Annotated in this window: 23 protein-coding genes; 13 read left to right on the forward strand and 10 right to left on the reverse strand. The window is 36.8% G+C overall.

Annotated features, from left to right (window positions below):
- Positions 1-6: 6 nt before the first annotated feature.
- Entirely contained in the window at positions 7-3,039 is a 3,033-nt protein-coding gene (locus ATE49_RS17680; protein WP_065083143.1) for a TAT-variant-translocated molybdopterin oxidoreductase, read from the reverse strand.
- A gap of 21 nt (positions 3,040-3,060) precedes the next feature.
- Positions 3,061-4,431: a c-type cytochrome gene (locus ATE49_RS17685; RefSeq protein ID WP_065083144.1), complete on the reverse strand. Its 1,371-nt coding sequence runs from the start codon at positions 4,429-4,431 to the stop codon at positions 3,061-3,063.
- A gap of 179 nt (positions 4,432-4,610) precedes the next feature.
- Here ATE49_RS17685 and ATE49_RS17690 point away from each other — a divergent pair, with 179 nt between their 5' ends.
- The gene (locus ATE49_RS17690) at positions 4,611-5,168 is read left to right on the forward strand and encodes an SPOR domain-containing protein (protein WP_059154463.1); all 558 of its coding nucleotides are present in this window, start codon (positions 4,611-4,613) and stop codon (positions 5,166-5,168) included.
- Between the two features lie 51 nt (positions 5,169-5,219).
- Here ATE49_RS17690 and ATE49_RS17695 read toward each other — a convergent pair whose 3' ends face one another.
- Together ATE49_RS17695 and ATE49_RS17700 are read right to left on the reverse strand one after the other, a co-directional pair.
- Positions 5,220-5,906, reverse strand: coding sequence for a response regulator transcription factor (locus ATE49_RS17695; protein ID WP_034869927.1), 687 nt, complete (start codon positions 5,904-5,906; stop codon positions 5,220-5,222).
- An 18-nt stretch (positions 5,907-5,924) separates the two neighbouring features.
- Positions 5,925-7,472, reverse strand: a complete 1,548-nt coding sequence (locus ATE49_RS17700; RefSeq protein ID WP_168189517.1) for a sensor histidine kinase — start codon at positions 7,470-7,472, stop codon at positions 5,925-5,927.
- A gap of 218 nt (positions 7,473-7,690) precedes the next feature.
- Here ATE49_RS17700 and ATE49_RS17705 point away from each other — a divergent pair, with 218 nt between their 5' ends.
- Together ATE49_RS17705 and ATE49_RS17710 are read left to right on the forward strand one after the other, a co-directional pair.
- Entirely contained in the window at positions 7,691-7,972 is a 282-nt protein-coding gene (locus ATE49_RS17705; protein ID WP_065083145.1) for a DUF2752 domain-containing protein, read from the forward strand.
- A 33-nt stretch (positions 7,973-8,005) separates the two neighbouring features.
- Positions 8,006-8,380 (forward strand): CCC motif membrane protein, encoded by a 375-nt coding sequence (locus ATE49_RS17710; protein WP_065083146.1) that lies wholly within the window; start codon positions 8,006-8,008, stop codon positions 8,378-8,380.
- A gap of 48 nt (positions 8,381-8,428) precedes the next feature.
- On the opposite strand, the gene ATE49_RS17715 is transcribed toward ATE49_RS17710, so the two are convergent.
- The 4 genes from ATE49_RS17715 to ATE49_RS17730 form a co-directional block, all read right to left on the reverse strand.
- The gene (locus ATE49_RS17715) at positions 8,429-8,773 is read right to left on the reverse strand and encodes a hypothetical protein (protein WP_045182467.1); all 345 of its coding nucleotides are present in this window, start codon (positions 8,771-8,773) and stop codon (positions 8,429-8,431) included.
- Positions 8,774-8,776: 3 nt separating this feature from the next.
- The gene (locus ATE49_RS17720) at positions 8,777-10,840 is read right to left on the reverse strand and encodes a S9 family peptidase (RefSeq protein ID WP_065083147.1); all 2,064 of its coding nucleotides are present in this window, start codon (positions 10,838-10,840) and stop codon (positions 8,777-8,779) included.
- An 85-nt stretch (positions 10,841-10,925) separates the two neighbouring features.
- On the reverse strand, positions 10,926-11,669 hold the full coding sequence (locus ATE49_RS17725) for a uroporphyrinogen-III synthase (protein ID WP_009086556.1): 744 nt from the start codon (positions 11,667-11,669) through the stop codon (positions 10,926-10,928).
- A gap of 19 nt (positions 11,670-11,688) precedes the next feature.
- Entirely contained in the window at positions 11,689-12,333 is a 645-nt protein-coding gene (locus ATE49_RS17730) for a DUF4271 domain-containing protein (protein WP_045185301.1), read from the reverse strand.
- An 81-nt stretch (positions 12,334-12,414) separates the two neighbouring features.
- Between ATE49_RS17730 and ATE49_RS17735 the strand changes: the two genes are divergently transcribed.
- Genes ATE49_RS17735 through ATE49_RS17750 form a run of 4 tightly spaced genes read left to right on the forward strand, consistent with a single transcriptional unit; the run spans position 12,415 to position 15,719 of the window.
- Positions 12,415-13,131, forward strand: a complete 717-nt coding sequence (locus ATE49_RS17735) for a polyprenol monophosphomannose synthase (RefSeq protein WP_065083148.1) — start codon at positions 12,415-12,417, stop codon at positions 13,129-13,131.
- Positions 13,128-13,481 (forward strand): DUF4296 domain-containing protein, encoded by a 354-nt coding sequence (locus tag ATE49_RS17740; RefSeq protein ID WP_065083201.1) that lies wholly within the window; start codon positions 13,128-13,130, stop codon positions 13,479-13,481. The genes ATE49_RS17735 and ATE49_RS17740 overlap by 4 nt, the downstream gene beginning before the upstream one ends.
- 3 nt (positions 13,482-13,484) lie before the next feature.
- Positions 13,485-14,621 carry a tRNA guanosine(34) transglycosylase Tgt gene (tgt, locus tag ATE49_RS17745; protein WP_065083149.1) on the forward strand — a complete coding sequence of 379 codons (1,137 nt, stop codon included), beginning with the start codon at positions 13,485-13,487 and terminating at the stop codon, positions 14,619-14,621.
- Between the two features lie 3 nt (positions 14,622-14,624).
- Positions 14,625-15,719 carry an LptF/LptG family permease gene (locus ATE49_RS17750; RefSeq protein WP_065083150.1) on the forward strand — a complete coding sequence of 365 codons (1,095 nt, stop codon included), beginning with the start codon at positions 14,625-14,627 and terminating at the stop codon, positions 15,717-15,719.
- Here the strand turns inward: ATE49_RS17750 and ATE49_RS17755 are convergent.
- Positions 15,713-16,432: a biotin--[acetyl-CoA-carboxylase] ligase gene (locus ATE49_RS17755; RefSeq protein WP_065083151.1), complete on the reverse strand. Its 720-nt coding sequence runs from the start codon at positions 16,430-16,432 to the stop codon at positions 15,713-15,715. The two genes, ATE49_RS17750 and ATE49_RS17755, sit on opposite strands and share 7 nt — an antisense overlap.
- A 68-nt stretch (positions 16,433-16,500) precedes the next feature.
- Between ATE49_RS17755 and rsfS the strand changes: the two genes are divergently transcribed.
- The 6 genes from rsfS (at position 16,501) to ATE49_RS17785 (ending at position 21,504) form a co-directional block, all read left to right on the forward strand.
- Positions 16,501-16,863, forward strand: a complete 363-nt coding sequence (gene rsfS / locus ATE49_RS17760; RefSeq protein WP_009086569.1) for a ribosome silencing factor — start codon at positions 16,501-16,503, stop codon at positions 16,861-16,863.
- Positions 16,864-16,899: 36 nt separating this feature from the next.
- Positions 16,900-18,873, forward strand: coding sequence for an ATP-dependent zinc metalloprotease FtsH (gene ftsH / locus ATE49_RS17765; protein ID WP_065083152.1), 1,974 nt, complete (start codon positions 16,900-16,902; stop codon positions 18,871-18,873).
- A gap of 46 nt (positions 18,874-18,919) precedes the next feature.
- Positions 18,920-19,498, forward strand: a complete 579-nt coding sequence (locus ATE49_RS17770) for an LUD domain-containing protein (RefSeq protein WP_024568232.1) — start codon at positions 18,920-18,922, stop codon at positions 19,496-19,498.
- 11 nt (positions 19,499-19,509) lie between these two features.
- Positions 19,510-20,382: a phosphatidate cytidylyltransferase gene (locus ATE49_RS17775; RefSeq protein WP_059322747.1), complete on the forward strand. Its 873-nt coding sequence runs from the start codon at positions 19,510-19,512 to the stop codon at positions 20,380-20,382.
- On the forward strand, positions 20,383-21,045 hold the full coding sequence (locus ATE49_RS17780) for a phosphatidylserine decarboxylase family protein (RefSeq protein WP_065083153.1): 663 nt from the start codon (positions 20,383-20,385) through the stop codon (positions 21,043-21,045).
- Between the two features lie 78 nt (positions 21,046-21,123).
- On the forward strand, positions 21,124-21,504 hold the full coding sequence (locus tag ATE49_RS17785) for an OsmC family protein (protein ID WP_065083154.1): 381 nt from the start codon (positions 21,124-21,126) through the stop codon (positions 21,502-21,504).
- An 88-nt stretch (positions 21,505-21,592) separates the two neighbouring features.
- Here the strand turns inward: ATE49_RS17785 and ATE49_RS17790 are convergent, their stop codons facing one another.
- Entirely contained in the window at positions 21,593-23,404 is a 1,812-nt protein-coding gene (locus ATE49_RS17790; protein ID WP_065083155.1) for an ABC transporter ATP-binding protein, read from the reverse strand.
- Positions 23,405-23,495 lie beyond the last annotated feature (91 nt).

The raw sequence follows: 23,495 nt of genomic DNA on the forward strand, positions 1-23,495 counted from the left end.
TATTATTTAAACTTCTTTTTCTTCTCTATTTCTAATTTTCGTATGGTAGAAAACATTTGGTTTTGTACCAATTTCCTCTAGCAGGTAATATCTTCTCTTGCTACCGAATAAGCTTCTTACATGAGATCCATTATCATTCATGTCTCCGAACTGCATAGCTCCTGTAGAACAAGCTTTAGAACAAGCTGTCTGGAATTCTCCGTCAGCAACTCTTCTGCCGTCTTTCTTAGCTTCAAGGATTGATGCCTGAGTCATTTGGATACACATTGAACATTTTTCCATTACCCCTCTGGTTCTAACCACAACATCTGGGTTTAGTACCATACGGCCAAGGTCATTGTTCATGTTATAATCAAACTTATCGTTTAATGCATAGTTGAACCAGTTGAATCTTCTTACTTTGTAAGGACAGTTGTTTGCACAATATCTTGTACCAATACATCTGTTGTATGCCATTTGGTTCTGACCTTGCTTACCGTGAGATGTTGCCGCTACCGGACATACAGTTTCACACGGAGCATGGTTACAGTGCTGGCACATTACCGGTTGGAAGATTACGTCCGGAGTCTCAGATGGTTCGATAAGAATATCGTAAAGCTGAGGAACGTTAAGTCCTTTATCAAGACCTTCTTTAGTTTCGATTTTCTCTTTAGAAGAATAGTAACGGTCAATTCTTAACCAGTACATATCACGAGACATTCTGATCTCTTCTTTACCTACTACAGGAACGTTGTTCTCTGCCTGACAAGCAATTACACAAGCTCCACAACCTGTACATGAGTTAAGGTCAACAGAAAGGTTGAAGTGAGGTCCATCAGTGTCATCATTATTATCCCAAAGGTCAATTTTACCCATTGGTAAAGTACCTCCGTAAGTGTGCATTTCTAATGGCTTGTTCCAATCGTTAACATCTTTGTGCAAGAATGTTTGTAACGGAACTTCTTTTGCGATTTCATAACGTCCCATTAGGGTGTTCTGAAGCTGCATTCCTGCAAACTGATGCATTTCACCTGTTTTTTCAAGTGCAACACCTGAAAGAGCAAGGTTAGATCCGTCGAATAACGGATAAGCGTTGATACCAGTTTTAGCTACTTCACCATTGTCTGCTTTACCATATCCAAGAGCTAAACCAACAGATCCTTCTGCTTGTCCTGGCTGGATGAAAACAGGAACATCTTTTAATGTTACACCATTTACAGTAAGGTTAACGATAGAACCGTCTAACTGCATTCTGGCATTAAGATCATTATCTAAACCTAATTTCTTAGCATCAGCAGGAGAAATAGTTAAATAGTTATCCCAAGACATTCTTGTGATAGGATCTGGTAATTCTTGCAGCCAAGGGTTGTTAGCTTGCGTACCATCTCCAATCGCAGTATTGGTGTTTAATACTAATTCTAAATCAGAAGCTTTGAATGCCTGTAACTCAGAAATAGCCTGAGAAGCATTACCTCCTGAATAAGAAAGGTTGTTACCACCACTTACATTATTGAAACCGTTGTATAATGCCTGGTTAAATGAAGTCCCACCAAGGATTGATACAGCGTTTGCTTTAAGGTAATCGTAGTAATTATTGTTAGTAGCTCCTTTTCCGTTTGTCCAGATTAAAAGAGACTCTTCAGTTTGTCTTGATTTGTAAACCTTTTGGATAGTTGGCTGCATTAGAGTGTAAACACCTGTTTCAGGCATTACATCACCCCAAGACTCTAACCAGTGTGTTGCAGGGATAACAACTTTAGCTGCTTTAGCTACTTCGTTATTTTTATCTGCAATTGCTACTACAAAGTTTGCTTTTGATAAAGCAGCTTTGAACTGAGCTCCTTTGTTAGAAGAGTATACTGGGTCGATGTTATTTGTGATAACAACACCTACCTGTCCTCCGTTTAACCAAGAAAGGAATTCATTATAACGAGCTCCGTCAAATTCTTTCAGATAAGAAGCCTTACCAGTGAAAGCATTAGAAGCTAATTTTTGGTTAATTAAGTGTGCTAAAACGTGTGCCGCTTTAGAACCATCAGCAAATACTACTGCATTGCTTCCTTTGGCCTGAAGCTCTTTAACGATAGAAGCAGCAATCTTATCAGATGTACCACCGTTTAATCCGTTATAAACCTCTACTAAAGTTTTGTAAAGCTGAGAAGGCTTTTGCTTAATTCTTGTATCAGCGTTTGCTCCTGTTAAAGACATGTTAGATTCAATCTGTACGTGTCTCAACATTTTGTCTCCAGGAACTCTCGCTGCTGCATAAGAAGTCTCTAAGCTAGCCCCGTTGAAATCTCCTAAGAAATCTGCGTTGAAAGATACTACCAACTGAGATTTGCTTAGATCATAAACCGGAATATTTCTACTTCCGAATACTTCCTGTGCTGCATCTAGTGCTGCTGCATAAGGGAATGCATCGTAAGTTACTAACTCAGCATTAGGATATTTAGCTTTGAAGTCACCAAAAAGTTTTTTGAAAGTAGGGCTTGGTATTGAGTGAGAAAGTAAAACTACTTTCTTGTTTGATGCCTGAGCATCTGCCAAAGCCTTAAGTACAGTATTGTCTACTTCATCAAAAGTAGCTTCCTTACCGTTAACTTTTGGTTGCTTTATTTTATCATTGTCATAAAGAGAAAGAACACTTGCCTGAGCTCTTGCATTTGTTTTACCAAGGTTGCCAGCTGCCGGGTTCGGTTCAATTTTAATTGGACGCCCTTCTCTTGTTTTTACCAATACACTAGCAAAATCGAATCCGTCAAAATAAGACGATGCATAGTAGTTAGGTACACCCGGGATAATATCGTGAGGTTTCACAACATAAGGAATAGTTTTCACTACCGGAGCTTCACAAGCAGCAAGTGTTACTGCTGCTGTGGAGAATCCTAAAAGTTTTAGGAAATCTCTTCTGCTGGTAGAAGAACCATTCATTTTTTCCTCATTCCCTAGGAATTCATCTACCGGAATTTCTTCGGCAAATTCTTTCTGAGCCAACTTGTTTGTTAAAGTTGGATCTTTTAGTTCGTGAATACTTCTGAATTGTATTTTATTTGAAGCCATTGATACTTCTAGTTTTCGTTATTAATAATGACATTTACCACATTCGATACCTCCAATAGCATCTACAGTAATCTTAGCACCGCTACCATATTGTTTCTTCAACTTGTCGTGAAGTTTCTCAAAGTAAGCCTGGTTGTAAGTGTTACCCATATCTACTTCAGTAGTTCTGTGGCATTCGATACACCATCCCATAGTGAAATCGTTAGCCATTTGTACTACGTTCATAGTATCGATTTTACCGTGACAAGCTTTACATACTACATCGATTTGCTCGTTAGGATGCTTTTTGTTGAATGAATTGATAATCGCTTGTTCTCCGGCAATAACGTGCTGAGAGTGGTTGAAGTATACAAAATCCGGCATGTTGTGGATTCTTGTCCATTCAACTGGAGTCTCTTTTCCTGTATATGCCATTTTAGCTGGATCCCAACCTGTTGCTGCATAAAGTTTTTTGATCTCCCCGTTGTAGAAGTCTCTGTCGTGACCCGGCTCTAGGTATTCACCTTTGTATTCAGGGATAGCTTTGTGACAGTTCATACACACGTTAAGTGAAGGGATTTCAGATACTTTACCATACTTAGCACCAGAGTGACAAAGCTGACAGTCGATCTTGTTGATTCCTGCGTGAATTTTGTGAGAGAAGTAGATTGGTTGTTCAGGTTTGTAACCTTTGTAAACACCGATCCACATTAACCAGTTCCATACACCATATGCTGCAAAGATTGCTAAAAGAGCAACAACACCTTGTCCTACAATTTTGTATTTTGCATAAAGCTCACTGAAAGACTGAATTCTTGTAGCGTTAAGAGCGGTAATCTCTTCGGATTGGTTAAGTTTTACTAGTTGTCTTATTTTGAATAAGATCCAGATTAATAGACCTGCAATAGCGAAAAGTGAAATCATTACGATTTTAGCATTTCCTTCGCTAGCTTTAGCTGCATTTACAGCGTTTAGGTCTGGGGAATCAGTAGCTTTAGCATCTTTCTTTGCGTCAGCTGCTGGTTCAGCAGGAGGATTGGATGTATAGGCTAAGATATCATCGATATCTTTTTCAGAAAGATTCGGGAATTGCTGCATTTCAACTTTTCCGTTTTCTTCGAAGATTTTGTTTGCGTACTTGTCTCCGGAAGCTCTTAAAGCTTTGTTGTCTTTAATCCACTTTTGGAACCAGTCGCGTCCTAGACCTTCCTCTGCTTTTACCTTTTCTACGATGCCTTTTAATGGTGGCCCAATTAGTTTTGAGTCAAGTTTGTGGCAGGCTGTACAATTTGTTTTAAAGAGCTCTGCCCCTTTTGCAGGGTCGCCTTCCTGTGCGTTATAAAGAGCACTGGTTGATAGCAAAATACCAATTGCAATCAGCCCTTTCTTGTAATGCTTTCTCCAATTAATCATTTAATTAATCTTGATTAGTTAATCTTTGATACTATATCATTCAATTCGGCAAAAATACTATTTTAACACTACATTAACAGGGCTAAAATATGTCTAAATGTCATTTTTCTTTAATTTATATCAATTCTAAATTAGTTTCAGGAATTAGTCTTATTTTTGCATAAATTAACTATTAATAGATGAAAAAGATATTTCAGATAGGAGCTGTTATGATGTTGTTTTGTTTTCAAAATATTTATGCTCAGAAGATTATCAGCAAGAAAGATAGCGTGAGCGGTAATGTTTATACTACACAAATGGATAGCAGGATAGACGAACTGTTGACCAGATCTGAAGAGAGCTGCAATCGTCCTGCAGGCCCTAAAATCGTAAATAACACCACTGGTGGATCGGTAATAAGCGAAGACAGAGTTATTACAAATACGCCTCGTGTTATCAATACAAAAACACTATCTACTGCAGATATCTGCAGAAACAGACCTAAGCTTAGTGGTTATAAGATTCAGATTGCTGTGACAAACAATAGCAATGATGCGAATAAGATAAGATATGAAGTGAGACAGAGTTTTCCGGATCTTAGAACGGAGCTTGACAGCAGTCTTAGACCTAACTATAAAATTCTTGCCGGCAGCTTTTTTAGTAAACAAAGCGGTAGCGAGGATCTGAGAAGAGTGAAAAGAGTATATAGCGGAGCAATACTTATTCCTTACAGAATCTTCTGTGTGGAAGCAAAATAAAAATAAAAAAAGGAAGCCAATCAGCTTCCTTTTTTTTATTGTAATCAGGACTTAGTTTTTTACTAAAAGTCTGAATCCTTCACCGTGTACATTGATGATCTCTAAACCTTCATCTTCTTTCAGGAGTTTACGAAGTTTAGCAATGTAAACGTCCATACTTCTCGCTGTAAAATAGTTCTCTTTCTTCCAGATTTTTCTTAGTGCCAGATCACGAGGCATAAAATCATTTCTATGGATACAAAGAAGTTTTAATAGCTCATTCTCTTTTGGAGAAAGCTTATATTCCTGATCGTTTACACGCAGCTGACGCAACATGGAATCGAAGAAAATATTACTGATTTTAAACTGCTCTTGTTCTTCGTCCTCAATAGAAGAGCTTCTCTGAAGGATTGCCTTGATTTTGTAAAGCAATAATTCAGTATCGAAAGGTTTTGTGATATAATCATCGGCTCCGATTTGGTACCCTTTAAGGATGTCTTCACGCAGATTTTTAGCGGTAAGGAAGATAATCGGAATATTTTTATCAATTTTTTTAATTTCTTCAGCTAAAGAGAATCCATCCTTTTTTGGCATCATGACATCGGTAATGCAAATGTCAAATTCATTTTCGGTAAATTCTTTTAGTCCTTGTTCACCATCGGCAGCCAGAGTTACATCGAAGTTATTAATAGTTAAATAATCCTTCAGTACAGCTCCGAAGCTTTGGTCGTCTTCTACGAGTAAGATTCTGTTGTTCATTTTTTTAATATTTTGTTGTTAGACGATTAACGGAAGTTTTATGGTAAAGGTGCTTCCTTTTTCCTTTTGTGATTCTACAATTATTTGTCCTTTATGGAGTTCTATAATCTTTTTAACATAAGAAAGGCCTAGCCCTTGTCCCTTTACATTGTGAATGTTTCCGGTTTCTTCACGGAAGAATTTCTCAAAAATCCTGCTCTTGTTTTCTGTTTCCATTCCCATTCCTTTATCAGAAATTTCTATGACATACCAGTTGCCTTCATTTCTTGTTTTTATTCTTATATCAGGCTTTTCAGGAGAGTACTTGTTTGCGTTGTCCAGTAGATTTACCAAAGCGTTTGAAATGTGGAACTCATCAATTTTGAAGTTGTATTTCTCTGCCCTGAACTCCTCTGTAAGGGAACCTTCCCTTTGTTCAACGATCAGACGGAATGAACGGGTTATTTCTTTTATAAGCTCTCTTACATTTGTTGTTTTCAGGAAAAGCTTCATTTCATTACGTTCCAGCTTGGACATGTTCAGTACATTTTCTACCTGTTTTTTCATACGCAGGTTTTCCTGCTTGATAAGGCTAGAATAATATTTTACTTTTTCCGGATTGGTTGCTATTTTATCATTGTTCAGAGAGTCTGTAGCAACAGAGATAGTCGCTAGTGGAGTCTTGAATTCATGAGACATATTATTGATAAAATCAGTCTTTACTTCAGAAATTTTCTTCTGCTTGCTCATGTAATTGATGGAGATAATGTATATCCCTAGAATGGTTAGCAGAGACAACATTGTTCCAAGAAGCATCGGTAGATTATTTTCCACAAGTGAATAGTCTTTGCTCGGGAAAATTAATGCTAGAGTATAGAGTGTTTTATACTGATTGTCAGTGAAAAGTTCGAATGTGTAATTTTGTTTATCCGGTTGTGCCAAAAAATTATTATTAGCAACCTTTGTAGGATTGTTATTCTTATCTAAAATAGCAAATCCAATCGGAGTATTAATGCCCTTCATGCTTAGCTCTCGTTTGATAAGGCTGTCAAGCTCTTTTGTATTGATACGCTGCTGTATAGGCATATTGCTGGCATTAATTTTAACCAATTGCTTTAGGGTAAAATTATTGCTGGATAGATCCTGATTCATTTCAGAAGATAGTGGCTTTGGCGCAGCATTTTTTAGTTTTATCAGTCCTTCATCTCCATACAGGTTAGTTAATTCCACATTGTCTCCCGGGGTAGGTAACGGAATGTCCTTCTTTTCAATAATATTTTTAGAGAATGCAATAACTCTTTTGTTATTAGTAGAGTCTGTAGTAGACTGAATGTATTGTTGGGTAGCTTGCCCGCTGGAGTTTTTTATAGCTTCCGAAAAATTGGTTTTGTTGTTGGCGTAATATTTATCCACCTCCATTTCATTTACCTTTTCACGGATGTTTTCCATGGAAGCATATACTTTGTTAGAGAACTCCTGTTCCAGGGCTCTGTAATATTCCTTCAGCCAGTATAGCTGCATAGATACGAAGACGATAAGGGATATCGTCATAAAAACAGATATGATAGGAATGAACTTGTTATTCATTGTTTGCTCAAATATTTGTTAAAATTAAAAATAAATTGAAATAAAAAGAAAATAAATTGAAAAAAAATGTTTCAAATTTCTTAAAACGACCATTTTTAACATAAATTTCGATATCTAGTGTGCTCGGATGCTATATGCGGTTAAGAATTTTGTGAAAATTTTGAAAAAGAATTGAAAATAATTCTTTAAAAGAAATTAAATTTGGAAAAAGTAGTGAAATGCTGTACATTGAAATTCCTAAATTACAGTGTGTTATAAAAGAAAACACCGGAGTAGATTGTCCGGGGTGTGGTCTCCAGAGGAGTGTAGAGTATCTTTTGAATGGTGAAGTGATGAAGTCTCTCCAGATATACCCTGGTCTTATCCCGCTTGTCTGTGTATTTCTGTTTTTAGGTCTTCACTTATGGATAGATAAGGCATGGACGTTGAGGCTGATGAGCTTTACTTTCTGGGTGGCCTCAATTGTAATTCTTGGAAATTATATTTTAAAATTTATTTAAACACCAAATATTAATTTGAAAACTATTTAATTTATGAATGAAAACATCGAAATTTATCCTATGGGAGGCAGTAAGTTGCCAAATGATCAGACAGCTCTGATATTGTCTATCTCTGCAGCTGTTTTATTGCTTACAGGTTGCTGCTGTGGACTTTTTACAACAATACCGGCTTTAATCTGTGCTATCATAGGTTTTGTTCTTGCTAATAAGGCAACAACATTATACAAACTTAATCCAGGTATCTATACTCAGCAGAGTTTTAGTAATGTAAAAACAGCCAAGTTTATAGCGCTTGTAGCTCTTATTCTATCCGCTATATGGGCTGTTTTCAGTATATTGGCTATAGTTGGGGCAGTGACTTCACCGGAATTCCTGAAGGAATATCAAAGTCAGATCAGAAATATGTGATATTGTTATTTCAATAAAAAAACACTGCATTTTGCAGTGTTTTTTTATTTATTCTTCAAAAAGATCTTCGTCGATAAAATACTGAATAATAGATTTCCTCATCAAAACGCTCTGCTCATTGGGTCTTAATTCCGGGACCTCCTGAAGTTGTTCATACTGAGGCCAGCCATCGTCGTAACCATTGAATTTGTAATAGCCATAAGGTTCTAATAGTCTGCAAACAGCAATATGTATAAGATTTAGTTTATCGTCTTTAGAATATTTTTGTTGTCCGCTACCCAGCTCCTGAATGCCAATAAGAAACAAAATAGTTTCTATCGGAGGATTGGGTTCCATATCAAAGTTCTTCTGGAAAAAAGCATCTACTTTCTTCCATAGTTCCTGTTCTGTCATTTTTTAGTTTTTTTGAAGTTCAACTTCGGTTTTATTCTCCAGCTTAAGAAGAAACGCATATTCAAATGCATCATCTTTCAGGGATTCAAAGCGCCCTGAAGCGCCGCCATGACCAGAAGACATATCGGTTTTGAAAAGCAGAAGCTTATCATCAGTCTTCAGTTCACGAAGTCTTGCTGTCCACTTTGCAGGTTCCCAGTATTGTACCTGGGAGTCATGGAAACCAGTGGTGATCAGAATATTTGGATATTCTTTCTCTTCGATATTGTCATATGGAGAGTAAGATTTCATGTAATCGTAATATTCCTTTTCATTAGGATTTCCCCATTCGTCATATTCCCCTGTGGTTAAAGGAATGTCCTCGTCCAGCATTGTCGTCACAACGTCTACAAAAGGTACCTGCGCTACAATTCCGTTAAATAGTTTAGGTTCCATATTGATTATGGCACCCATTAGTAATCCACCGGCGCTTCCACCCATTGCGTACAGGTGTTCTGCGGAAGTATAGTTCTCTTTAATCAGAAATTTGCCAGCATCTATAAAGTCATAGAACGTATTCTTCTTGTGCAGCATTTTTCCGTCTTCATACCATTCTCTGCCCAGATATTCTCCACCGCGTATATGAGCAATTGCATAAATGAATCCTCGATCCAGTAAAGAAAGACGCACATTAGAGAATGCGGCATCTACTGTATAACCATAGCTGCCATATCCGTATAGTAAAAGTGGTGTATTCTCGCTTTTCGAAGTGTCTTTATGGTAAACAAGAGAGATAGGTACTTTCTGTCCGTCTCTTGCTGTTGCCCATATCCTTTCAGAGATATAGTTTTCGGCCTTAAATGTCCCGCCTAAAACCTCCTGTTCCTTAAGGATTTTATTGGTTTTAGTTTTCATATTGTACTCAAACGTAGTTGATGGACGGGTCATGGATGTGTATCCGTATCGCAGAACCTCTGAATTGAATTCAAGATTTATACTGATATAAGCTGTATAGGTAGGGTCATGGAATGGTAAATATTCTGTTTCTCCGGTTTTCCAGTTGCGGATATTAATCTTCAGAAGACCTTTTTCTCTTTCCTCAATTACAAGATAATCGTTAAAAATTTCAAAGCCTTCTAGTAAAATTCCTTCTCTGTGCGGAACGATATCTGTCCAGTGTTGCTTTGCTGTTTTATCAACAGGTGTTTTTACAAGCTTGAAATTGGTTGCGCCATCAACATTTGTTATGATATAAAAATCATTTTCAAAATGCTCTACAGAATACTCCAGGTCTGCTTCACGAGGCTGAATAATTTTCCATTCGGTAAAAATATCATTGGCTGGTACAAAACGCATTTCGTCGGAAATTGTACTTGAGCTGGAAATAACAATATATTCAGATGATTTTGTTTTGAATACATTGACATCGAAAGTATCATCCTTTTCATGATAGATCAGAACGTCTTCTTTGGAATCTGTTCCTATTTTGTGTCGGTGTATCTGATAAGCGCGTAAGCTTTTATCTTTACGGATATAGAAAACATATTGCCCGTCTGCAGACCATACAGCTTTTCCGGTTGTATTTTCTATTTTGTCTTCCAGTATTTCTCCGGTTTCAATATTCTTGAAGTATATGGTATAGATTCTTCTGCTCAGGTTATCATAAGAATAAGCAACTATATTGTTGTCTTCGCTTACACTAAGACTTCCAATTTCAAAGAATTCCAGACCTTCAGCGAGAATATTAGAGTCCAAAAGGATTTCTTCATTAGCCTCCAGGGTAAGATGCTTTCTGCAGAAAATAGGATATTCTCTACCTTCTTCATAGCGTACAATGTACCAGTATTCATTAAAGAAATAGGGGAGTGAAGAATCGTCTTTTTTATAACGGGATTTCATTTCTTCGTAAAGAAAATTCTGGAAATCTTCAGTATCTCTCATTGTTTCAGAGGTGTACTGGTTTTCTTCGTTTAGGTATGCAATAACTTCAGGATTTTCCCTTTCGTTTAGCCAATAGTAAGGATCAATTCGTTGATCGCCATGTTTACTAAGGATTTTATCTATCTTTTTTGCCTTTGGCGCTTTCATTTATAAGTGAATAAAAAATTAAAGTTAAATAAAAAAACCATCACAACCCGAAGGTAATGATGGCTTTTGTATTATTTATAGATTTTTACTTGTTGTTAGCTTTGATAAATTTTTCCAAAGCCATTGTCATAGAAGGAGATTCTTTTGTAGGAGCCATAAGGTCTACACGAAGTTTAAGCTCTTCTGCTGCCTGCTGGGTTGTTAGCCCGAATACTCCGATCTTAGTGTCTTCCTGTTTGAAGTCCGGGAAGTTCTCAAATAGAGAACGTACACCCTGTGGACTAAAGAATATCACAAGATCATACTCTTTTATGTTAACATCCTGCAGGTTACTGCAAACTGTTCTGTACATAATGGCTCTTTTCCATTCTACGCCTGCTTCATTTAGTACATTAGGAATGTCCTCTGTGAAAACGTCAGAAGATGGAAGAAGATATTTTTCAGTATTATGCTTCTTTAATAATGGTAAAAGATCTTTTGCTGTTTTTTCACCAAAGCTGATTTTTCTTTTTCTATAGACAATGTGCTTCTGAAGGTAGTTGGCTACAGCTTCAGACTGGCAAATGTATCGCATAGAATCTGGTACAGCAAAGCGCATCTCTTCTGCTAAGCGGAAGTAATGGTCAATAGCATTTTTACTGGTAAAAATAATACCAGTGTACTGACTAAGATCTATTTTTTGAGAACGAAGTTCTTTCGCATCTGCTCCTTCTACATGTATAAAAGGTCTAAAATCAATCTTCACCTTTTCTTTTTTAGCTATCTCACCATAAGGGGATGTAGCTAAGTTAGGAGCTGGTTGAGAGACTAGAACGGACTTTACTTTCATCAATTTATTTTTATAATGACTAAAAAAATAAAAATTTCCATACTACCAAATGAGGTAAAATTTGGAGTGTGCAAATATACAAAAATTTATAATACCATTCTTTAGGAAGAGTAGGATTCCTGTTAAAAAGTAGAAATGCTATTTTGCCTGCAAAGATAAAAACCAGCATTCCGATGTAATAATTGAACACCCGGAAGTGGTCTATAGGGTAGAAATAATGAACTAATGTAAGAGCACAAAATAGCAAAATAATAATACGGAAGAACTTGTTAATGTTGAAAGTGTATGACTTCCAGCGGTCTGCATTGCCGGAGCTGGCAAAAAAGAGATAAGATAAAACACATTTTATTCCGTATAATAATAAGTAGGTAATAAAGATAAAACCAAACTTATTGAGAGTATAGCCGCCAAGGTTTATATGATCATTAATAAATCTTGGTACTACAGGGATATACTGCGATAAAAAAACAGATAAGATGAAAACATAAATAAAACCGGAAATAAACCAGTTGATAAAGATATTGCTGCTGTCCTCAATAGAAAGCCGCAGATGTTCTACAAAAGAAATATCTTTATTCAGTACCCTGGACGATATAATATATATTATAGCAATACCTAAGATACTGTAGATTACCCAGTCATTGTTTTCTACAATTCTAATCAATGATTTTTTTTGCAAAAGTACACACATTCATCTCCTGTACAAAATTTAGATCAGAATAACTTATCTTTGTGCTCGATTTGTATGAAAAAATTAGTTGTTATCCCAACTTTCAACGAGAAAGAAAACATTGCCGATATTATAAAAGCTGTAATGGATTTGCAGCAGGATTTTCATATTCTGGTGGTAGATGATTCCTCTCCGGATGGGACTGCCGGTATTGTAGAGGATCTTATGCTTATGTATGCAGGGCAGGTTTTTCTTAGTGTAAGACAAGTAAAAGATGGATTAGGCAAGGCTTATATCCATGGGTTTAAATGGGCTTTGGAACATGGTTATGATTATATATTCGAGATGGATGCCGATTTCTCGCACAATCCAAATGATCTGCCTAAGCTATATGAAGCTTGTCAGGATGCTGATATGACTATTGGATCGCGTTATTCCAAAGGAGTGAATGTGGTAAACTGGCCTATGGGCAGAGTTTTGCTTTCTTACTTTGCTTCCAAATATGTACGTTTTATTTTGGGAGTGCCAATTCATGATACAACTGCCGGATTTGTATGTTTTTCCAGAAAAGTACTGGAAGAAATAGGTTTAGACAAAATTAAATTAAGAGGTTACGGGTTTCAAATCGAGATGAAATTCCGAACTTATAAAAAAGGCTTTAAAATTGTTGAAGTTCCTATTATTTTTACGGACAGAACTAAAGGTGAATCAAAAATGAGCGCAAATATTTTTCAGGAAGCTTTGTTTGGAGTGCTCAACCTGAAGTGGAAAAGTATAATAAACAGATTATGAGAAAACTGTTTTTTTTCATATTTATAGTGTTCCTGTCTGCATGCTCGCAGGTAGATAAACCAAAGAAGCTTATTTCTAAAGACGAAATGGCGGATATTTTCGTGGAGATGGCCATTTATGATGGGGCATTGAATATAAATCCGCAAGCTAATATGGAGGGGACAAGCAAATATATTTTGCAGCAGCATAAAATTACAGGAACTGTTTTTATGGATAGTTATAACTATTACTTATCCCAAAAACAAATGGAATCTATTTTTGAATCGGCAGAAAAGAAGCTGATGAAAAAGGATCCAAAACTGGAAACGTATATAAAAAAGAAAAATAAAGGAACTGAAGTTCCGAAATAACATATGGAGAAGTTTTTTGAAGTAGAACAATTTTCAGCAAAAGGTAAAGCCAGAGCTGGTGTTATTACAACAGATCATGGTAAAATACAGACACCTATATTTATGCCGGTGGGTACTGTTGCAACAGTAAAAACTGTTCATCAGAGAGAACTGAGAGATGATATTAAAGCTCAGATTATTCTGGGAAATACCTACCACCTGTACCTGAGACCAGGTATGGACGTTATGCAGAATGCAGGAGGATTACATAAATTTATGAACTGGGAGTTTCCTATTCTTACAGATAGTGGTGGTTTTCAGGTTTTTTCCTTGGCTTCCAGCCGCAAGATGACAGAAGAGGGTGTGAAATTCAAATCTCACATCGACGGAAGTTATCATTTTATCTCACCTGAAGTTTCTATGGAAATTCAGCGTAAAATTGGCGCAGATATCTTTATGGCTTTTGATGAATGTACTCCATATCCATGTGAATACAATCAGGCAAAGCTCTCTATGGAACTTACGCACAGATGGCTGAAGAGATGTATAGAATGGACGGAAAATAATCCTGAATATTATGGACACAAGCAAAGGTTGTTTCCGATTGTTCAGGGATCTGTATATTCGGATCTTAGAAAAGCTTCCGCTGAAGTTATTGCCGAGGCAGGAGCTGAAGGGAATGCTATCGGTGGTCTTTCTGTCGGTGAACCGGAAGAGGAAATGTACAGAATTACAGATGAAGTAACAGATATTCTTCCTAAAGATAAGCCTCGTTATCTGATGGGGGTAGGAACGCCATGGAATATTCTGGAATCTATAGGTAATGGTATCGATATGATGGATTGTGTAATGCCTACCCGTAATGCTAGAAATGGAATGTTGTTCACGTGGGGTGGTGTTATCAATATCAAGAACGAAAAATGGAAGAATGATTTTTCTCCGTTAGATGAATTTGGTACATCGTACGTAGATCAGGAATATACAAAAGCATATGTAAGACACTTATTCTCAGCAAGAGAATACTTAGGAAAACAGATAGCTTCTATTCATAATCTTGCTTTTTATTTAGATTTGGTAAAAGTCGCAAGAGAACATATCTTAGCGGGAGATTTCTATGAATGGAAAGATAGCATTATTCCACAACTAAAAAGCAGAATGTAGTCCTTGAAGATTATAGATAAATATATTATCCGGAAATTCCTGGGAACCCTGGGATTTATGTTGGCATTGCTGTCTATTATTGTATTGGTAATAGACGTTCAGGCAAAGATTCCGCGTATTGAAAGTAATGGTTTTACAACAAGTTACTTTCTGATTCATTTTTACCCGTACTGGTTAATATATCTCGTTATAACCTTTATGTCTATTCTGGTATTTATTTCGGTTATTTTCTTTACATCTAGAATGGCCAATAATACCGAAATTGTGGCTATTATTAGTAGTGGGGCCAGCTTCCACAGATTTGCCAAGCCTTATCTTATTGCTGCTTTATTACTGGCTTTTTCTGCACTGGCAATTAATCACTTTATACTGCCATGGGCGAATATTAAGAAAAACAAGCTAATCATTTATACCTATAGTGCGGCTAACAGAAGTAAATTTACGGATAGTCGTCAGATTTCTACGCAGTTGTCGCCTACAGAGTATGTTTTTATCAATAGTTATAATCCTAAAGAAAAAAGGGGCTTCTCCTATCTTTATCAGAAATTTGATAAAAACCGACGACTTATTTATCAGCTTACTTCAAGCGATATGGTTTGGGAAGAAAAGAAGAAAAGCTTCATGCTGACCAACTATTACGAAAAATGGGTGAATAAAGATGATACGGAGAAACTAGCTAAAGGAGATATAAAGTACCAGAAGCTGGGTGCGTCTCCCGAAGAAATTTTCCCGGATGAGCTTGTCGGTGAAAACAAAACTACGCCCGAGCTTATTAAGTTTATCAATAACGAAAGAAGGAAAGGTAATGCAAATGTCGCTGCCTATCAGAATGAGCTGCATTTGCGTACTGCTATGCCTTTTTCTATTATTATACTATCATTTCTGGCACTCTCACTTTCTTCCCAGAAGAAAAGAGGTGGACTTGGAGCAAACCTGGCAATTGGTATTGCTTTGGCCTTTGTCTTTGTTTTCTCGTTCGAGGTGCTGAAACTGGTTTCTTCTTCACAAACTTTATCGCCTTTGGTGGCTATGTGGCTTCCGAATATTGTATTTGCTCCGATTGCGTTCTATCTATACTGGAAGCGTGCTAATCAGTAAAGCAGAGTGATTTCTTTGTGGAAAAACTTTTTCATTTCATCTTCATTTTCCAGTTCTACATTTAGATAACAACCTTTGTCAACATATCTTATGATGCCATTTTGTCTGATATTGTTAATCTCAAACACGGATATCTGGTCTTTTCGGAACAATGCCTCGTTGTATCGTGCCAGCACTTCCTCATCTGAAGGAAACTGAACAAGATGTTCTGAAAAATGATTGTGCATGTCTTCTGCAAACTGGTGCAGGTCGAAGCTTAAACCGGTTTGTGTCTTTATAGAACCCGCTTTTGTAATCTCTTCAAAATTATCCTGAAGAACATTTACACCGAAACCGGCAATATAATAATCAACATGTTCCACAGTAATTTTCTCTATGAGAATTCCCACAATTTTTTTATTTTGCAGAATTATATCGTTGGGCCACTTTACTTTTGCCTCTTTATCGGTAATTTTGACAATAAAGTCACGAAGTAACAAAGCGGTATAGAAGTTGAATAGATTTGGAGACAATCTCACTAGCTTTGTTGGTAAGATAAAAGAATAAGCCACGTTCTTATCTTTTGGGATTTTCCAGGTGTTGCCATATTGTCCACGTCCTTTGGTCTGGTCGAATGTATATACTGAGGATATTCCTGTAGCGTTTGGATTTGCAAGTTCAGAAACGATATCGTTTGTGGATCCAACACTTGGAAGGTAAAGCAGGCTGTTCATTTTTTAAAGCTAATTAAAGAGGATTTGAGATAAAAAAAAGTAACTTTGCAAATATTACAATTTTTTGAATGAGTAAAAATACAGAAAAACAGCAACTAATAGACAAAATACTAGAAGCGATTCAGGATACTAAAGGTGAGGATATCCAAGTTCTTGATCTCTCGCATATTGAAAATACAGTTGCCGATACATTTATTATATGTAGTGCCAATTCTAATACACAGGTTTCAGCAATCGCAGGAAATGTAGAAAAGAAAGTAAGAAATGAACTACAGGATCGTCCATGGCATGTGGAAGGTGCTGAAAACTCATTGTGGGTATTAGTAGACTATGTATCGGTTGTTGTGCATATCTTCCAAAGACATATTCGTGAATATTACGATATTGAAAGCCTTTGGGGAGATGCCAAAGTCACAAAAATAGAATCTTAACAGAGAGAACGCTCTCCTAATTATTTAAAAGAAGTAATGAAAAGTAAAGGATTTAATTGGTTTTATTTAATCTTTGCAGCAGTATTGCTTATGCTTTTCCTTCCTGGTTTAATGTCTTCATCGGACACCAGAAAACTAGACGAGAAAAGTTTTTATGCATTATTGAGCCAAAATAAAATCAAAAATGTTGTCGTATTAAAGGATACAGACGTTGCTCAGGTTTTTTTAACACCTGAAGCTAAAAATGATCCTGCATTGGCTAAGAAGAAAACGACTCCGTCGCCAATGATGGGATTCATGAAAGAAAACCCGGATTTTACTGTAAATATTGGTGACCTGAAGTATTTTCAGGAACGCTATAACGCTATCACAGATAAAGATTCAAATATCAAATCCAAACTTACGTTCGATACGGAAAGTTCTCCATGGAGCAGTTTCCTTATGAATATTCTGGTGTGGGTAGGTATTATGATTCTGTTCTATTATATCTTCTTCAGAAAGATAGCTGGTGGCTCAGGTGGAGCTGGTGGCCAAATCTTTAACATTGGGAAATCGAGAGCGAAACTTTTTGATGAAAAAGAAAAAGTAAATGTTAGCTTCAAAGATGTTGCTGGCTTAGAAGGTGCCAAGGAAGAAGTGCAGGAAGTTGTAGACTTTCTGAAAAACTCTGATAAATACACTAAGTTAGGTGGTAAGATACCAAAAGGTGTTCTTTTAGTAGGCCCTCCGGGAACAGGTAAAACCTTATTGGCAAAAGCTGTAGCTGGTGAAGCAAAAGTTCCTTTCTTCTCACTTTCAGGTTCCGATTTTGTGGAAATGTTTGTAGGAGTAGGAGCATCCAGAGTACGTGACCTTTTTGCACAGGCAAAAGCGAAATCTCCGGCGATTATATTTATCGATGAGATCGACGCTATTGGTAGAGCCAGAGGTCGTGGAAATATTACAGGTGGTAACGACGAAAGAGAAAATACACTAAACCAGTTGTTGACAGAAATGGATGGTTTCGGAACAGATACCAACGTTATTGTAATGGCCGCAACTAACCGTGCAGATATCCTGGATAAAGCATTAATGCGTGCAGGACGTTTTGACAGATCTATTTATGTGGATCTTCCTGAATTGCACGAGCGTAAGCAAATCTTTAATGTTCACCTTAAGAAAATTAAACTGGATTCTTCTGTAGATGTTGACTTCCTTGCGAAGCAAACACCTGGATTCAGTGGAGCGGATATTGCCAATGTTTGTAACGAAGCAGCTCTTATCGCGGCTAGAAACGGACATGAATCTGTAAATAAACAAGACTTCCTGGATGCTGTTGACAGAATTATTGGTGGTCTTGAAAAGAAAAATAAAGCGATCAAACCATCTGAAAAACGTAGAGTTGCTTTCCACGAAGCAGGTCACGCTACTGTAAGTTGGTTGGTAGAGCATGCAGCACCTTTGCTAAAGGTTACAATTGTACCAAGAGGACGTTCTCTTGGAGCAGCATGGTATCTTCCGGAAGAAAGACAACTTACTACAACTGAACAAATGTTGGACGAAATGTGTGCAACATTAGGTGGTAGAGCTGCAGAGCAGGTTGTATTCGGAAATATCTCTACAGGGGCCCTTTCTGATTTGGAAAGAGTAACTAAGCAGGCACAGGCAATGGTAACAATCTATGGGCTAAGTGATGCTGTAGGTAACCTGTCTTATTATGACAGCTCAGGTCAGCAGGAATACTCTTTTGGAAAACCATATTCAGAAGAAACTGCGAAGCTTATTGATAAGGAAATTTCCAAAATTGTAGAGTCTCAGTATCAGAGAGCTGTAGAAATTCTTTCAACTCATCGCAATAAATTGGATGCTTTAGCGTCTAAGTTATTAGATAAGGAAGTTATTTTTAGAGAAGATCTGGAGGAAATCTTTGGAAAAAGAGCCTGGGATCCGGAGTTAACAGAGCAACCACTCTCTGCGACGACAGAGAATGATACTGTTAGCCCAATAAATGAGGAAGCAAAAGAGCTTTAATTAAAAATAATTTTTATTTTTGTTAGGCTAATTAAAAATATTCAGATTGAGCATTTTTAAAAAAATTGTTAATAAACTGTTTAATAAAGACGAGGAGGAGGAAATAACTTCTGTTCGTCTGGGGGATCAACTGAAAAATGCTGATCTCGACTATAAATTTGCTCAACTTTTTACACATTCAGGAGGTTATTTTAACTATTGTGCGGACGAGGCAGAGGCTCTTCAAGCTTTGAATAGTATACTCAAACTTGAACAGGTAAAATCTGTTTTCTGCTGCGACGAAGATTTACAAAACTTCCTGGATGTTGTAAAAGTTCCTTACACCGAAAGTCTGGAACTTATAAACGATACTGCCTTTATTTCATGCGAATATCTTATCGCTTTCGATGGCAGAATCATGTTGTCTTATAACAATATCAGACATTTTCCTTCATCTTCATTACCCGAGAAGATCATTATTATAGCAAACGTCTCTCAGATTGTTGCTAACCTCAACGACGCTATGATGAAAGTTAAGCGCAGAGGAACCCTGAAAAATCTTACATCAATTAGTGGAAATATTTCCAAATTAGATTCTCCTAACCCGGATAATACTAAACTTTTCTTACTTTTGCTGGAAGATTAAAAGGCATCATTTTGGATAAAAATCTCATACAGCGTCTTATTTCAGGACTGATATACGGATTGGTTATTTTTCTGTGTACAACCCATTACGGCTCCACACTTATTTTAAAAACATTTTCAGTATCTGTTAATCAGTCTTATCTGTATTACGGATTGATGACTTTTTTTGTAGTCGTTGGCGTTTATGAATGTGTGAAGATTACAAAATTAAAATCCTGGTTATGGATTCTTATAACCGTTATTCTTGGCGGATACATCTATTACAGATTTTCTTATAAATTTTTCTATCAGTATTTCTATTTAGGAATTAACATGATGGATATTTTTGGTATTATACTTATGGCATTGGCCATGATTACTATTTTCAAGTTTCCGCAGGAAATTAAAAACGATAATGGTAAAATGATCTTTACCATCCTGTATGTAACAATTCCTTTTGGCTTTGCACTTGGGTTACCAGATTTTTTACCTTATGATACCCACTTCAGCTGGGAGGCTTTTATGCTGTTTGTCCTGATCTGGAGTAGCGATTCTTTTGCATATTTTGCCGGTAGATTGTTTGGTAAGCATAAAATGGCGCCAACGATCAGCCCTAAAAAAACATGGGAAGGTTTTGCCGGTGGTGTTGTATGTACAGTGATTTTAGGCTATTTTATTGAATATAAATTCCCTGAAATGAAAGGAAACTGGATGGTGGTTGGACTTTTAGTTGCTATCTTTGCACCGTTGGGAGATTTGGTAGAGTCACAGCTCAAAAGAACTTTCAATGTAAAAGATTCGGGGAATATAATCCCGGGGCACGGAGGTGTATTGGACAGGCTGGACAGCTTTATACTTTGCGCTCCTGTCGTTTATGTTTATTTTATGATTTTAACAAGGTTTTAGATGAAATTTCACAAAGAAGGTAAAGGTACTTTACTTACGGTTTTATTAGCCATTATTATTATTTCAGGAGTTAGTATCTACTTTCTGGAGATGTGGTCATTGCTTATTATTATACCATTACTGGTATTGTATGGTTTTGTAATGTGGTTCTTCAGAAATCCTGAAAGAAATATTCTGGATCAGGTGGATAACGTTATTGCTCCGGTAGATGGTAAAGTAGTAATGATAAAGAAGGTTTTCGAAGGAGAAGTTCTTCAGCAGGAATGTCTGCAGATTTCTATCTTTATGTCACCGCTTAATGTACACGTTTGCCGTTATCCGGTTACAGGGGAAGTAACATATAAAAAATACCATAAAGGTAAATATCTTGTGGCATGGCATGAGAAATCCTCTGAGCTTAATGAAAGAACAACTATGGCAGTTAAAACTTTAACAGGTGCCAATGTTGTGTTCAGACAAATTGCAGGATATGTGGCTAGACGTATCGTATTCTATCCGGAAATCGGAGATTCTGCAAAAGCCGGGCATGAATATGGTTTTATTAAATTCGGTTCCAGAATGGACGTTTTCCTGCCTTTGGACACAGAAGTGATCTGTAAGATAGGAGATATTACAAAAGGAGGTATAGACGTTATTGCAAAGCTTCCTACAGAAAATAAATAAATCTTCGTTAGCAAGATTAGAATAATAAAAAAACAGGTCCCGTTTTCAGGACCTGTTTTTTTGTTGTATTTTTAACTCATGGCAAAAGCATTAATTTCACAACAGAACTATTATACAGATGTTGAATTGGATTCTTACAGAGTTCATGTAGATGAACCTAAGAATGTCGGAGGGCAGAATCTTGGCCCAAAACCAACAGAACTTTTAGATGCAGCACTGGCTTCATGTACGGCAATTACATTAAAGATGTATGCAGACCGTAAACAATGGGAACTTGGTGATCTGTATGTAGAAGCTAAGAGGATAGTAAACACAAAAGGAGAAAGCACTTTCAGAATAAGCTTGTCAACAAATGTTGAGCTTAGTGAAGAACAGAAAGATAAGCTTCTGGAAATAGCAGACAAATGTCCTGTACATAAAATGCTGGACCAGAATGAAATGAAAACATCCTGGATTTAAGAGATAACAACTTATGTTAAATATAAAGGCACAAAAGAAATTTCTTTTGTGCCTTATAAAATATTTTTAGTTTTTTGTCAGACTTTGATTAATCAAAGTTCTGAAGATCTACTAACTTGCGATATACGCTATTATTATCTATCAGATCATGATGGGTACCCTGTTCAACAATAACACCCCGTTCCATTACAACGATCCAGTCTGCTTTCTGGATTGTCGATAGCCTGTGAGCAATCACAAGAGAGGTTCTGTTTTCCATCATTTTTTCCAAAGCGTCCTGTACAAAACGTTCAGACTCTGTATCCAGAGCTGATGTAGCTTCATCCAGAATCATAATTGGTGGATTCTTCAATACAGCACGGGCTATTGATACTCTTTGTTTCTGACCGCCGGATAGTTTATTACCGTCGTCTCCGATATTGGTTTCGTAGCCGTCGGGAAGACTTTCTATAAACTGATGTGCATTAGCAATTTTTGCCGCTTCAATAATTTCCTCACGAGTAGCATTTTCTTTACCCATGGCAATATTATTATAAATGGTATCATTGAATAATACTGATTCCTGTGTTACCATACCCAGAATAGCGCGGTATTCCTTTAATTTTAAGTCTTTAATATTGTTGCCGTCTACTGTTATAGCGCCTTCAGTTACATCATAGAAACGAGCCAGAAGGTTGGCTATTGTTGTCTTTCCACTACCACTTTGTCCTACCAGGGCAACAGTACTACCTTTTGGGATACTAAGATTAAAGTTTTTCAGAATCAGGTTTTCCTTGTTATAATAGAAACCTACGTTTTTGAACTCAATACGATCTTTCAGCTCAGAAACCGGAATAGGATTCTCGATTTCGTCGACTTTAACGTCGGCATCTAAGATATCCATTACTCTTACAAGCGAAGCTTCACCTTTTTGAATATTGGATATAGATGTTGCTAAACTTTTTGCAGGAGGTAAGATCTGAAAGAACATACCCAGGAAAACTAAAAAGTCCTGTGGCTGCATATTCTTATTTACCAGAATCTGATAACCTCCGTACCATGTAATAATAAGGAAAGTAATAGCTCCTAAGAATTCACTCATAGGAGAGGCCAACTCTCTTTTTCTTCCAAGGCTGATAGAGTGGTTAATCCATTTGGTCATAGAACCAGTGAAACGATTATCCAGTAACTTATCGGCATTGAAAATTTTGATAATCTTTGCTGACTTCAATGTTTCGTCTACGATGGAGAAAACATTCCCCAATTCATTTTGTGCTTTATGAGAATCCTTTTTCAGGCTTTTCCCTATAAGAGAAATTAATGTTCCCATTACTGGCAATACCAATAAACTGAAAAGTGTTAATTGTGGATTCAAAAAGAATAAAGAAGCCAATGTACCAATAAGCATAAACGGTGAGTTTACAAGGTCTACAAGGCTTCCCAGAATATTATTTTCTACTTCGCCAACATCATTAGACATTCTGGACATAAGATCTCCTTTTCTCTGCTCCGAGAAGAAAGATACAGGAAGCGTAAGAATCTTTCTGTACATAGATCCTCTAAGATCTTTTGTTACTCCAACGCGATAGAAGATCAGAAGATAAGCTCCAAGATAGCGGACAATGTTTCTCAGGAAGAAAGCAATACCGGTAATAATACAAAGCCAAAGCAATACATTTAAACTGCCATGCTTTTCTATTTCACTATTAATAAAAGTGTAAAGCGTTCTTTTAAGGTTGTCAGAAAAACCATCTCCTTTTATTTCCTGCTTCTCTGTGCCGAAGAGTATTCCCAGTACAGGTAAGAGTGTTCCGATGGATGCTATTTGAAGCAGAGAGTATAAAATATTGAAAAATAAACTCCCGTAAATATATTTTTGGTGTGGTTTAGCAAATTTTAGAATCCTAAAGTATAAGTTCATCAATTTTTAGATTAAGCTACAAATGTAGTGCATTTACATTTACTATACAGCATACATGAAAAAACCGTCCCTCTCAGGACGGTTCTCACTC

The organism is Elizabethkingia miricola (assembly GCF_001675285.1).
GTDB lineage: Bacteria > Bacteroidota > Bacteroidia > Flavobacteriales > Weeksellaceae > Elizabethkingia > Elizabethkingia miricola.